General features: G+C 72.1%; 1 protein-coding gene. It reads left to right on the forward strand.

What is annotated here, in order from left to right; genetic code table 11:
* Positions 1 to 20 precede the first annotated feature (20 nt).
* On the forward strand, positions 21 to 14,873 hold the full coding sequence (locus AC3EUV_RS28900; protein ID WP_435604210.1) for a type I polyketide synthase: 14,853 nt from the start codon (positions 21 to 23) through the stop codon (positions 14,871 to 14,873).
* Positions 14,874 to 15,040 lie beyond the last annotated feature (167 nt).

The raw sequence follows: 15,040 nt of genomic DNA on the forward strand, positions 1-15,040 counted from the left end.
TCTTGAAGGGCTGACGCTACATGGACAACGAGGACAAGCTCCGCGACTACCTCAAGCGGGTCACCACGGACCTGCGACAGACCCGCCGCAGGCTACAGGAGGTGGAGTCGCGGGAGCACGATCCCATCGCGATCGTCGCAATGGCCTGCCGCCTTCCGGGAGGAGTGCGCTCCCCCGAGGAACTGTGGCGGCTGGTGGCCGAAGGCACCGACGCCATCGGGCCCATGCCGACCGATCGCGGCTGGGACGTGGACAAGCTGTACGACCCGGACCCCGACCGGGTGGGCAGCAGCTATGTCCGCCAGGGCGGCTTCCTCTACGACGCCCCTGAGTTCGACGCCGGCTTCTTCGAGATTTCCCCGCGCGAGGCCCTCGCCATGGACCCGCAGCAGCGGCTTCTTCTGGAGACCTCCTGGGAGGTCTTCGAGCGTGCGGGCATCGACCCGACATCGGTACGCGGCAGCGAAGCCGGCGTCTTCGTCGGGTCGAGCAATCAGGGCTATGCCGCTGCCGCCGACGGGAGCACCGCCCCGGAGGGCGTCGAGGGCCATCTGCTGACCGGAGGATCGGCAGCCGTCCTCTCCGGACGGCTTGCCTACAGCTTCGGGCTGGAGGGGCCGGCGGTCACCGTCGACACCATGTGCTCGTCCTCGCTGGTCGCTCTGCACCTGGCCGTCCAGGCGCTGCGGCACGGAGAGTGCGAGATGGCGCTCGCGTGCGGAGCGACCGTGATGTCCTCGGCACGGAACTTCGTGGAGTTCAGCCGTCAGCGGGGGCTCGCGCGGGACGGGCGGTGCAAGCCGTTCGCCGCGGCCGCCGACGGCACCGCGTGGGGCGAAGGTGTCGGCATCCTGCTGCTGGAGCGCCTGTCGGAGGCCCGCCGCAGTGGCCATCCGGTGCTGGCGGTGATTCGCGGCAGCGCCACCAACCAGGACGGTGCGTCGAACGGTTTGACCGCGCCGAACGGGCCCTCGCAGCAGCGGGTGATCCGGGCTGCGCTGGCCGATGCCGGTCTGTCGGCCGGTGAGGTGGACGTGGTGGAGGCGCACGGCACGGGCACGTCGCTGGGCGATCCGATCGAGGCTCAGGCGTTGCTGGCCACCTACGGACGGGAGCGGGAGGCGGACCGGCCGCTGTGGCTCGGCTCGGTCAAGTCGAACATCGGGCATGCGCAGGCAGCCTCCGGCATCGCCGGAGTGATGAAGATGGTGCAGGCGATACGCCATGGCGTGCTGCCCGCGACGCTCCATGTCGACTCGCCCTCACCGCATGTGGACTGGTCGAAGGGGAACGTCCGGCTGCTCACCGACGAGACGGCGTGGCCCGAGACGGACGCGCCCCGGCGGGCCGGTGTGTCGTCATTCGGCGGTAGCGGCACCAACGCCCATGTCCTGCTCGAACAGGCGCCCGCGGAGGAACCTGCCGACGAGCAGCCCGCAGCGGCGGCCCCCGCAGCGGAGGCTGCGCCCGCCGCAGTGCCCTGGATGGTTTCCGCGCGCTCCGCGACGGCCTTGCGGGCGCAGGCGGACCGACTGGCATCGTGGGCATCGGCCGCCGGAAAGTCGCCGGTGGACACGGGGCATTCGCTGGTGGCCTCGCGTGCGGCTCTCGAGCACCGGGCCGTGGTGGTGGGCGCTGACCAAGAGGCACTGGTCGCCGGACTGCGTGCCGTGGCGGAGGGCGAGACGCCCGCCGGTGCGGTGGTGGGCGATGCGGGAGCCTTCGAGGGCGACGCCGATGTGGTGTTCGTGTTCCCGGGGCAGGGGTCGCAGTGGGTGGGGATGGCGGTGGAGTTGCTGGACTCCTCGCCGGTGTTCGCGGCCCGGTTGGCGGAGTGTGAGGCGGCGTTGGAGCCGTTCACCGACTGGTCGCTACGCGAGGTGCTGCGTGCGGCAGACGGAGCCCCGGGTCTGGATCGGGTGGATGTGGTGCAGCCGGTGTTGTGGGCGGTGATGGTGTCGTTGGCGGAGGTGTGGCGGGCTCATGGCGTGGAGCCTGCGGCGGTTGTGGGTCACAGTCAGGGGGAGATCGCGGCGGCCTGTGTTGCCGGGGCGTTGAGTCTGGACGATGGCGCTCGGGTGGTGGCGCTGCGGAGCAAGGCGATCCGTGCGTTGTCGGGTCGTGGCGGGATGGTGTCGGTGGCGCTGTCCTCTTCCGGGGTCGCGGAGCTGATCGAGCCGTGGGACGGTCGGGTTTCGGTGGCGGCGGTCAATGGTCCGTCGTCGGTGGTGGTGTCCGGTGACGCGGACGCGCTCGATGAGCTGAGGGAGGTTTGCCGGGAGCGTGGGGTCCGGGCTCGTCGTATCGAGGTGGATTACGCCTCGCATTCGGCTCATGTGGAGTCGATCCGCGAGGAGTTGCTGGGGGTCTTGGCGCCGCTTGTGCCCCGGACGTCGTCCGTGCCGTTCTTTTCGACGGTGACGGGGGAGTGGCTGGACACGGCGGAGATGGACGCCGGGTACTGGTTCACGAATCTGCGGCAGACGGTGCGGCTGGAGCCTGCGGTGCGTGAGCTGTTGGCGTCGGATCATCGGGTGTTCGTGGAGGTCAGCCCGCACCCTGTCCTGACGGTGCCGGTGCAGGAGACCGCTGAGGCGGCGAGTGCGGATGCCGTGGTGACGGGCACCCTGCGCCGGGACGACGGTGGTCTGTCGCGGCTCTACACCTCACTCGCTGAGCTGTATGTGAAGGGCGTGGACGTGGATTGGTCCCCGGCGTTTGTCGGGCATCGTCCGCAGCTCGTGGACCTGCCCACCTACGCCTTCCAGCGCCGCCGTTACTGGCTGGAGTCCGGGCGGTCGTCGGTGGACGGTGCGGTCGATCCGGTGGATGCGCGGTTCTGGGACGCGGTGGAGCGTGCGGATCTGGAGGGTCTGGCGGCGACGTTGGGGCTGGCGGAGCCGGGGGCTTTGCGTGAGGTGTTGCCGGCGTTGTCGTCGTGGCGGCAGGGCCGTCAGCGGCGGAGCACGGTCGACGGGTGGCGCTACCGGATCGCCTGGCGTCCCCAACCCGAGCTGGAACAGGACGAGTTGGATGGCACCTGGCTCGTCGTCGTGCCCGCTGGCCACCTGGACAACGAGCTCGTGCGCGCCACTCTCCAGGGCATGGGGGACCGCGGCGCCGAGACCGCGCTCCTCGTCCTGGAGGAGTCGACCACAGACCGTCAGGGCGTGGCCGACCAGGTGCGCGGCTCCCTCACCACTGCCGCCCCCAGCGGCGTCGTCTCCTTCCTCGCACTGGACGAGCGGCCGCTGACCGAGCACCCCGAGGTCACCGTAGGACTGGTCCAGTCCGTGGCCCTGATGCAGGCACTCCTCGATACCGACGTCGAGGCTCCGCTGTGGCTGCTCACGACGGAGTCCGCGGCCACCGGTTTCGCCGACGACGCGGTCCGGCATCCGCTCCAGGCAGCCGTCTGGGGCCTGGCCCGCGTGTTCGCCCTGGAGCACCCCAAGCTGTGGGGCGGCCTCGTCGACCTGCCCGCCGCACTGGACGACCACGGGGCGGCCCTGCTGGCCGGGGTCCTCGCCGTGGGAGGGGAAGAGGATCAGCTTGCGCTCCGTGGCGCCGCACTCCTCACCCGCCGGCTCACCCGTGCCCCACTGGACGGCGGCGAGCCGGTCGCCCCCTGGCGTACCAGCGGAACAGCCCTGGTCACCGGCGGTACCGGTGGGCTCGGTGCGCACTCCGCCCGGCTGCTCGCCCGTAAGGGCGCCGAGCATCTGGTGCTGACGAGCCGACGCGGCCCGGACGCGCCGGGCGCGGCCGAACTACGCGACGAACTGGCCAAGTTGGGTGTGCGAGTCACCATCGCCGCCTGCGATGTGACGGACGCCGACGCGCTGGCCGAGCTGGTCACCCAGGTCGAGGCCGACGGCCCGGCCATCCGTTCCGTCGTGCACACGGCCGGAGTCGGTCTGCTCGTGCCGCTGGCCGACACCACGCCGGCAGAGTTCGCCGAGGGCGCCCGCGCCAAGCTGCTCGGTGCCCGCAACCTCGACGCGCTCTTCGACCGCGACGGACTGGACGCCTTCGTGCTGTACTCGTCCGTCGCCGGCACCTGGGGCAGTGGAGACCACGGGGCCTACGCCGCGTCGAACGCCTATGTCGACGCACTCGCGGCGCAGCGCCGCGCCCGCGGTCTGACGGGCACCTCGATCGCCTGGGGCATCTGGAGCCCGGAAGGCGGCGGGATGGGCGTCGACGTGGTCCAGGAGCAGCTGCGCTGGCGCGGTATCCCGTTCATGCCGGCGCACCTGGCCGTGCTGGGACTCCAGCAGGCGCTCGACCACGATGAGACCTTCCTCGCCGTGGCGGATATCGACTGGGAACGCTTCGTCCCCGTCTTCACCGCCGCGCATCGCCGTCCGCTGCTGCACGAGATCCCCGAGGTGCTGCGGGCACTGGAGGCCGACGAGGCCGACACGGACGCCGCCGAGAGCACCTCCGAGTCGCTCCGCTCCCAGCTCGCCGGGCTGGCACCCGCCGAACGCCAGCGGCAGCTCTCCGACCTCGTGCGCAAGCAGGTCGCGGCCGTGCTCGGATACGCGGACACATCGGAGGTCGAGGCCGGCCGTGCCTTCCGTGAGCTGGGCTTCGATTCCCTCACTGCGGTCGAGCTGCGCAACCGGCTCAACACAGCCACCGGACAGAAGCTCCCCGCCACCGTGGTCTTCGACCATCCGAACGTGAAGGCGCTCGCCGGGCATCTGGAGACCACCCTGGCCGGCGCCGGCGGCCCGCCGTCCGTACCGTCCGCCGTCCCGGACACCGCGGCCTCGGTCGCTCCCGCAGACGACGACCCGATCGCGATCGTGTCCATGGCCTGCCGCTATCCGGGAGGCGTACGGTCGCCCGAGGACCTGTGGCAGCTGGTGCGGGACCGGACGGATGCGATCTCGGAGTTCCCCGCCGACCGAGGCTGGGACCTCGATGGCCTCTACGACCCGGACCCGGACCGCACCGGTACCTGCTATGTCCGCGAAGGCGGATTCCTCGACGCAGCCGGTGACTTCGACGCCGAGTTCTTCGGGATCTCGCCGCGTGAGGCCCTGGCGATGGACCCGCAGCAGCGGCTTCTCCTGGAGACCACCTGGGAGGCGATCGAGCGCGGTGGCATCGACCCCGGATCCCTGCGTGGCACCCCGACCGGCGTCTTCTTCGGAGCCGCCCACCAGGGATACGGCAACGGTGATGCCCCGGAAGGGTTGGAGGGGCACCTCATCACCGGAACGGTGACCAGCATCGCCTCCGGCCGTATCTCCTACACGCTCGGACTGGAAGGCCCCGCGATCACGCTGGACACGGGCTGTTCGTCCTCGCTGGTGTCGCTGCATCTGGCCGTACGGGCGCTTCGCTCGGGTGAGTGCTCCCTGGCGATCGCCGGAGCCGCGGCGGTGATGAGCGAACCGATCGGTCTCGTGGGCTTCAGCCGTCAGCGGGGGCTGGCGAAGGACGGACGGTGCAAGCCGTTCTCGGCGGCGGCCGACGGTATGGGCATGGCCGAGGGCGTCGGCGTGCTGCTGGTGGAACGCCTGTCGGACGCCCGCCGCAACGGGCACCCGGTGCTGGCGGTCGTCCCCGGAACGGCGATCAACCAGGACGGTGCCTCCAACGGTCTCACCGCACCCAATGGCCTCTCCCAACAGCGGGTGATCCGGGCCGCGCTGGCCGATGCCGGTCTGTCGGCCGGTGAGGTGGACGTCGTGGAGGCGCACGGCACGGGCACGTCGCTGGGCGATCCGATCGAGGCGCAGGCGCTGCTGGCCACCTACGGACGGGAGCGGGAGGCGGACTGGCCGCTGTGGCTCGGCTCGGTCAAGTCGAACATCGGGCACTCCCAGGCAGCCTCCGGCATGGCCGGGATCATGAAGATGGTGCAGGCGCTACGCCACGGCGAGATGCCGGCGACGCTCCATGCCGATGAGCCGTCGCCGCACGTGGAGTGGCCGTCGGGCGCGGTGGAGCTGCTGACCGAGGCCCGGCCATGGACGGTGGAACACGGCCGTCCGCGCCGCGCCGGTGTCTCGTCCTTCGGTGTGAGTGGCACCAATGCGCATGTGATCGTCGAGCAGGCGGAGGAACGCGAACAGGCGGAGTCCGAAGACGGGGAGCCTGTTTCGCTGTCCTCGTCCTCGGGTGGCGTGCTCGTGCCGTGGCTGGTGTCCGGGCGTTCTGCCGATGCGTTGGTGGCGCAGGCGGAGCGGTTGGCGTCGCGGGTGGCGGGGACGGGGCTGTCGCCGATTGATGTGGGTTGGTCGTTGGTGGCGTCGCGGTCGTCGTTCGAGCATCGGGCGGTCGTCGTGGGCTCGGAGGCCGATGAACTGGCCGCAAAGCTAAGGCAGTTGAACCCGGCTGCTGCGGTGGGTGATCCGGGCAGGACGGTGTTCGTCTTCCCGGGGCAGGGTTCGCAGTGGGTCGGTATGGCGGTGGAGTTGTTGGATTCTTCGCCGGTGTTTGCGGGTCGGTTGGCGGAGTGTGAGGGGGCGTTGGAGCCGTTCACGGAGTGGTCGCTGAGCGGTGTGTTGCGTGGGGCTGAGGGTGCGCCGGGTCTGGACCGGGTGGATGTGGTGCAGCCGGTGTTGTGGGCGGTGATGGTGTCGTTGGCGGAGGTGTGGCGTGCCCACGGCGTAGAGCCCGCGGCGGTCGTCGGTCACAGCCAGGGGGAGATTGCTGCGGCATGTGTGGCCGGGGCGTTGAGCCTGGCGGACGGCGCCCGGGTAGTGGCACTGCGCAGTAAGGCGATCCGTGCGCTGTCCGGCCGTGGCGGAATGGTGTCGGTGGCGCTGCCCTCGTCTGACGTATCGGACCTGATCAAGCCGTGGAACGGTCGGATTTCGGTTGCGGCGGTCAATGGCCCGTCGTCCGTGGTGGTCTCCGGTGATGCGGATGCGCTCGATGAGCTGATGGACGGGTGCAAGGAGCACGAGGTCCGTGCGCGCCGCATCGAGGTGGATTACGCCTCGCATTCGGCTCATGTGGAGTCGATTCGCGAGGAGTTGCTTGAGGTTCTGGCGCCGGTCGCGCCTCGTCCTGCTGAGGTGCCGTTCTTCTCGACGGTGACGGGGGAGTGGCTGGACACGACGGAGATGGACGCCGGGTACTGGTTCACCAACCTGCGCCAGACGGTGCGGCTGGAGCCTGCCGTGCGTGCGCTGCTGGCTGCGGATCACCGGGTGTTCGTGGAGGTCAGCTCGCATCCGGTGCTGACGATGCCGGTACAGGAGACCGTCGAGGCCGTGGGTGCGGATGCGGTGGTGACCGGCACTCTCCGCCGGGACGACGGTGGTCTGTCGCGCCTCTACACCTCCCTCGGCGAGCTGTACGTACACGGCGTGGAGGTGGACTGGTCCCCGGCCTTCGCCGCCGCTCGGCCGCAGCTCGTGGACCTGCCCACCTACGCCTTCCAGCACCGCCGCTACTGGATCGAATCGCACAAGCCCGCAGCAGGGTCGGCCGCTTCGGGAGTCGTCGACGCCGGATTCTGGGAGACCATCGAGCGCGAGGATGCGGACGCCCTCGCCGAGACGCTCGGGCTGTCCGGCAACGGTGCGCTGCGTGAGGTCCTCCCCGCGCTCTCGCTGTGGCACAAGCAACGGCAGCGGCGGAGCACGGTCGACGGGTGGCGCTACCGGATCGTCTGGCGGCCCCAACCGGAGCCCGAGCGCACAGGTCTGGACGGCACATGGCTGGTCGTCATACCCGACGGTCACCAGGACGCCCCCGTGGTCGAGGGCGTGGTCCGCGCGCTCGGGTCGGGCGCCGCGGACATCAGGACCCTGACCGTCGGTGCGGCGGACGGCGACCGGGAACGGCTGGCGGGCCGACTGCGCGACGAGGCCGGGGCGGCGGCCGGGCCGATCGCCGGGGTGCTCTCCCTCGTGGCTCTGGACGAGCAGCCGTGGGCCGCGACGGAGACCCTGCCGGCCGGGCTGGCCCTGATGACGTCGCTGTTGCAGGCGCTTGGTGACGCCGGGATCGACGCTCCGCTGTGGTGTGCGACCCGCGGCGCGGTGTCGGTGAACCGAGCCGATGTCCTTGACCATCCGGTGCAGGCAATGGCGTGGGGGCTGGGCCGGATCGCCGCCTTCGAATATCCGCAGCGGTGGGGCGGACTCGTCGACCTGCCGGGCGAGTTGGACGACCGGGCCGGCCGACGGCTGGTCGCGCTGCTGGCGCAGAACACCGGCGAGGACCAGCTCGCTCTGCGCGGTTCCGGAGTCTTCACCCGCCGGATGCTGCGGTCGCTCCCTGGGGAGCGGCCGGCCGGGGAGGGCTGGCGGCCGCGTGGCACCGTCCTGGTCACCGGTGGGACGGGCGCGTTGGGCGGGCACCTCGCCCGCTGGCTCGCCCGCAACGGCGCGGAGCATCTCGTACTCGTCAGCCGTAGGGGCCCCGAGGCGCCGGGTGCCACCGAACTCGTCGAGGAGCTGGCCGCGCTCGGAGCGCAGACAACCGTGCGGGCGTGCGATGTCAGCGACCGGGCGGCGGTGACGGCACTCATCGCGAACCTGCCGGAGGAGCAGCCGCTGACCGCGGTGGTGCACACGGCAGCAGTCCTCGACGACGGGGTGATCGACCAGCTCACCCCGGACCGCGCCGAGACCGTGTGGGAGCCGAAGGCGGGGGCCGCGTTCGTCCTCCACGAGGCGACCCGGCACCTGGACCTGTCGGCGTTCATCCTGTTCTCCTCCATGGCGGGCTCGCTCGGCGGCTCCGGCCAGGGCAGCTATGCGGCGGCAAACGCCTGTCTGGACGCGCTCGCCCTGCGGCGCCGCGCCGAGGGACTGCCCGCGACGTCGATCGCCTGGGGAGCCTGGGACGGCGGCGGTCTGGTGGGAGAGGAACTGGCGCAGCGGCTCCGGCGTGACGGCGTGCCGCCGATGGATCCCGACCTGGCCGTCTCCGCCCTACAGACGGCCCTGGACCAGGGCGAGACGTTCCTGGTCGTCGCGGACGTCGACTGGCGCAGGGCCACGGCCCGGCGGGTCGCCGCGGTGAGTGAACTGCCCGAGGTCCAGGCGTCGGTCGACGACCGCACCGGGGAGGCCGCGGTGCGGGGCGACGCCGCGCCGCTCGTTGTACGGCTGCGGGAACTCGCGTCGGGGGAGCGGAGTGCGGCGCTGCTGGACGAGGTACGGGCCGTGGCCGCCATCGTCCTCGGCCACGACCGACCCGACGCGATCCCCGCCGACCGGGCGTTCCGGGAGCTGGGCTATGACTCGCTGACCGCCGTCGAGCTGCGCAACCGGCTTGCCGAGGCGACCGGCCTGCGACTGCCGGTCACCCTGGTGTTCGATCATCCGACGGCGGCCGCGCTCACGGCGTTCCTCCACGACGGACTCTTCGGCGCGGTGCCGGAAAGCACAGCCCCGGCTGCACCTGCCGTTCCGGTGGACGACGATCCGGTCGTCATCGTCGGGATGAGCTGCCGCTACCCGGGCGGGGCCGACTCACCTGAGGAGTTGTGGCGGCTGCTCGACGAGGGCACCGACGCCGTCTCTGGCTTCCCCACCAACCGCGGCTGGGACATCGAGCGGCTCTACGACCCGGACCCCGACAAGCCGGGCACTTTCTACGCCCGCGACGGTGGGTTCCTCTACGACGCCGACCACTTCGACCCGGCATTCTTCGGGATCTCGCCGCGTGAGGCGGTCGCCACCGACCCCCAGCAGCGGCTCCTCCTGGAGACTTCCTGGGAAGCGGTCGAACGCGCGGGCATCGACCCGGAGACGCTCCGTGGCACGGCGGCCGGCGTCTTCGTCGGTTCGAATTACCACGACTACGGCTCCCGTGCGCGCACCGCCCCGGAGGGCATGGAGGGACATCTGGCGACGGGCAGCGCGAGCAGTGTCGCCTCCGGCCGTATCGCCTACACCTTCGGTCTGGAGGGACCGGCCGTCACGGTGGACACGGCGTGTTCGTCGTCGCTGGTCGCCCTGCATCTGGCGGCCCAGGCCGTGCGGTCCGGGGAATGCACGCTCGCGCTGGCCGCCGGTGTGACGGTGATCTCGACCCCGCAGACCTTCATCGAGTTCAGCAGGCAGCGGGCGCTCGCTCCCGACGGCCGCTGCAAGGCGTTCTCGGCGGATGCCGACGGCGCCGGGTGGGCCGAGGGCGTCGGTGTCGTCCTGCTGGAGCGGCTGTCCGAGGCCCGTCGGCGTGGACATCCGGTGCTGGCCGTCGTCAAGGGCACGGCCGTCAACCAGGACGGTGCCTCCAACGGCCTGACGGCACCCAACGGGCCGTCCCAACAGCGGGTCATCCGCCAGGCGTTGACCAACGCCGGGCTGGCTGCCGGGGACATCGACGCCGTCGAGGCGCACGGGACCGGCACCCGGCTCGGCGACCCGATCGAGGCACAGGCGCTCCTCGCCACCTACGGCCAGGAACGGCCCGCGGAACGCCCGTTGTGGCTCGGCTCGGTCAAGTCGAACATCGGCCACACCCAGGCCGCGGCCGGTGTCGCCGGAGTCATCAAGATGGTGCAGGCGATGCGGCACGGTGTGCTGCCCCGCACCCTCCACGCCGCGCGGCCGTCGCCGCACATCGACTGGTCGGCGGGGAACGTGCGGCTGCTGAGTGAGCCGCAGGAGTGGGCCCCGGGCGACGTCCCGCGCCGGGCCGGCGTCTCCGCCTTCGGCATCAGCGGGACCAACGCCCATGTGATCCTGGAGGAGCCCGAGCCGGTGGCCGTCGAGCCCGACGCCGCGCCGCAGAGCCGCTTGCCGGAGACCGCCGACGCCCCGACGGCCGTCGTCCCCTGGCTGCTGTCCGCCCGGGGCGCCCCGGCCCTGCGGGCCCAGGCCCGGCGGCTGGCGGAACACCTCGCCCGCAACCCCGAGCTCACCCCTGCCGATATCGCGCTGTCCCTGGCGGCCTCGCGCACCGGATTCGAGGACCGGGCAGCCTTCCTCGGCCAGGACACCGGTGAACTGACCGCGGCGCTCCGGGCGTTCGCCGACGGCCGGGAGCACCCACGGGTCGCTGTGGGCCGCGCCCGCCCCGGAAAGCTGGCCTTCCTCTTCCCGGGGCAGGGATCGCAGCGCGCCGGGAGCGGACAGAGTCTCTACGCGACCCATGACGCCTTCGCCGACGCCCTGGACGCGGTCTGCGTACATCTGGACGGCCACCTCGACCGGCCCCTGCGCGAGGTGCTGTTCGCCCGGCCCGGCACACCCGAGGCGGACCTCCTCGACCGGACCGTCTACACCCAGGCCGGTCTTTTCGCCCTCGAAGTCGCCCTGTTCCGGCTGCTCGAAAGCTACGGGGTGCATCCGGACCTGCTGCTCGGCCACTCGATCGGTGAACTGGCCGCCGCACATGTCGCCGGGGTGTTCTCCCTGGCGGACGCCTGCCGTCTGGTCGCCGCCCGCGGCCGGCTGATGCAGGCCCTGCCCGCCGGCGGAGCCATGGTGTCCGTCGATGCGGCTGAGAAGGACGTACTGCCGCTGCTCGCACCGTACGAGGGCAGGGTCGCGATCGCCGCGGTCAACGGACCGGCCGCCACCGTCCTGAGCGGCGACGAGGACGCCGTCACCGAGGTCGCCGGACACCTGGCCGCCGCGGGACACCGGACCAAGCGGTTGCGGGTCAGCCATGCCTTCCACTCGGCCCGCATGGATGCGATGCTCGACGAATTCGCGTCCGTGGCAGCGGAGTTGAGCTATCAGCCGCCGGCCGTGCCCGTGGTGTCGAACGTCACGGGCCGCCCGGCCACGGCCGAGGAGCTGTGCAGCCCCGACTACTGGGTGCGCCATGTACGGCAGGCGGTCCGCTTCCACGACGGGGCCCGCGCCCTGGAAGAGCTGGGCGCGCACACACTTCTCGACCTCGGGTCCGGGGCGCTGTCCGCCATGGCGGACGAGTGCCTGACCACGACGGACGGGATCTTCCTCGGTGCGTTGCTGCGCCGGGACACCGAGGAACCGGAGTCGCTCACCACCGCCCTCGCCCAGCTGCATCTACAGGGCCACGGCCCGGACTGGGAGCTCTGCTTCGCATCCTCGGGCGCCCGGCGGGTGCCGCTGCCGACCTACCCGTTCCAGCGGCAGCGGTACTGGCTGGAGGCTTCGGACCCGACCGACGTCTTTACCGTCGGGCTGGAGGCGGCCGGGCATCCGCTGCTCGGTGCGGCGGTGCCGCTCGCCGGTTCCGGCGGTGCCCTGTACACCGGGCTGCTCTCGGCGGGGCGTCAGCAGTGGCTGGCCGACCACGCCCTGGACGGCACGCTGCTGTTCCCCGGCACCGGAATCCTGGAACTGGCCCTCCATGCCTGCGAACGGACCGGCGCCGGCCACGTGGAGGAACTCACCCTGCAAACACCGCTGGTGGTCCCGGAGGACGGCACGGTGCAGCTTCAGGTGACCGTCGGGGAGGCGGACGAGTCGGGCCGTCGCCCGCTGTCCGTGCACTCGCGCTCGGCGACCCGCACCGACGACGAGGAGCAGCCCTGGACCCGGCACGCCGAGGGGACCCTCGCCGACGGCCCGCCCGGGACCGGGACGCCCGCCGACCTCACCGCCTGGCCCCCGCCGGGGGCCGACCCGGTCGACCTCTCCGACCTGTACGAGCGCACCGCCGCGAACGGCTTCGACTACGGACCGGCCTTCCGCGGTCTGCACACCGCCTGGCGCCGGGGCGACGAAGTGTTCGCCGAGGTCACCCTGCCCGAGCAGTACCGCGACACCGGTTTCGTCCTGCATCCGGCGCTGCTGGACGCCGCGCTGCACACGGTCGCCCTGGCCGCACCCGACACCGACCGGGCCGTGCTGCCCTTCAGCTTCCGGGCGGTCACCGCGGCAGCCGCGGCCTGCCCGGACACGGTGCGGGTCCGTCTCGTCCGGCAGGCCGACGACACCTATGGAGTGCAGCTGGCGGATGCGTCGGGCACCCTGCTCGCCGCGATACCGGCATGCGTCCTGCGGCCGGTCGACCCCGCACAGCTGGCCGCCGCCGGACCGAAGCCGGCCGATCTGTACCGGATGGACTGGGCGGACCTGGCGTTGAGCGAACCTCCGGCCGAGCCGTATGCGGTCATCGGCACGGAGGTACCCCAGGCCCCCGGTGACCACAACGCCCGGCACCCGGATCTGTCCGCGCTGACCGCGGCCGTCGACGCCGGGGCCGAGGTGCCCGCAACGGTCCTCATCGGCTGCCTGCCGGCCGAGGGCGATCCGGCCGGGGCCACCCGCCGGGCCGTACACCACGCACTGGACCTGGCACAGACCTGGCTCCGCGACGAGCGGTTCAGCGCCTCGCGGCTGGTCCTGTGTACCCGCAACGCCGTGGCGGACCGGGCCGGCGCGGCGGTTCCCGGACTGGCGCAGTCCGCCGTCTGGGGCCTCATCCGCACCGCCAAGGCCGAGAACCCGGGCCGCTTCGCCCTGCTCGACCACGACGGCACCGCACGGTCAGCAGCCGCGCTGCCCGCTGCCCTGGCGACCGGCGAACCGGAGATCGCCCTGCGCGAGGGCGGTGCCCGGGTGCCGCGTCTGGTCCGGGCCCGGGTGGCCGAGCCGTTCCGGGGCCTTGGCGCCGACGGCACGGTGCTGATCACCGGGGGCAGCGGCATGCTCGGCCGGCTCGTCGCCCGTCATCTGGTGGCGGTCCATGGCGTACGCAGTCTGCTGCTCGCCAGCCGTCGTGGGCGGACGGCGGAGGGGATGCCCGAACTGGAGAAGGAGCTGCGGGAGCTGGGCGCCGAGGTCGATATCGCCGCCTGCGATCTGACCGACCGGGCCGACACCGCCCGGCTGCTGGCCTCCGTATCCGCCGAACGTCCGCTCAGCGCGGTGATCCACACCGCGGGCGTCCTCGACGACGGGGTGCTCGGTTCCCTGACCGCGGACCGTATGGACACCGTGCTGCGGGCCAAGACCGATGCCGTACTCCACCTCGACGAGCTGACCCGTGACCTCGACCTGACCGCGTTCGTCCTGTTCTCCTCGCTCGCCGGGACCTTCGGCGGGGTCGGACAGGGCAACTATGCGGCGGCCAACGCGTTCCTCGATGCCTTCGCCCACGCCCGGCGGGCCGCGGGCCGTCCCGCCGTCTCCCTTGCGTGGGGCCTGTGGGCCGAACGCAGCGGGATGACCACCAAGCTGGACGAGACCGACCTCCACCGGATGGCCAGGGGCGGGGTGCGTCCCATGCCGTCGGACCAGGCACTGGCGCTGCTCGATGCCGCACTCGCCACGGGCGAGCCGTTCCTCGTCCCCGCCCGGCTCGATATGGCGGCGCTGCGGGCCGCGGCCGGCGAAGTGTCCCCGCTGCTGCGGTCGTTGGCCGGTACGCGGCACCGGCCTGCGGCCGGCCGGCCGGGCCCCGCGCCTGCCGCCGAAGCCGATCAGCTCGGCGCCCGCCTCGCCGCGCTGCCGGAGACGGACCGGCGTCAGGCGGTGCTCGATGCCGTCCTGGGCCAGGCCGCGCTGGTGCTGGGCCATACCTCGGCCGACGCGGTCGACCCCGAGCGAGGCTTCCTGGAGCTGGGCTTCGACTCGCTGACCGCCGTCGAGCTGCGCAACCGTCTCACCACCGTGACCGGAATCAGGCTGCCCGCGACCCTGCTGTTCGACTACCCGGAACCGGGCGGCCTCGCCGACCATCTGCTCGGCAGGCTGGGCCCCTTGGTGGAGCAGCGGTCGGCCAACGGGGACCCGGCACCCGGCCCTCTCGACGCCTGGGAGGCACAGACCGAGCGGCTCATGGACGACACGGCCGCCAGGGCCTCGCTGCGCAGTCGGCTCCAGGGACTCATGGACCGGCTCGACAGCCTCCCCGAGGACCCGGACGCCGCGCTGGAGAGCCGGCTGCACCAGGCGTCGGACGACGAGCTGTTCGACTTCATCGAGCAGGAACTCGGCGGATCATGACGGGCTGATCGCCCGCACACCCACTCCGGCCGCCCGCTGAGGTGCTGCCGGAGCCGGTGTGGTCCGGCAGCACCTCAGCGGGCGGCCGCAAGCCGGGACCACCGCTTCCCGCAGGACACCCTGAGCCGGTGCCGGCGGACTCCCGGGCATGCCGTCGAGGCCGCCGG

It is taken from the genome of Streptomyces sp. bgisy130 (assembly GCF_057708345.1).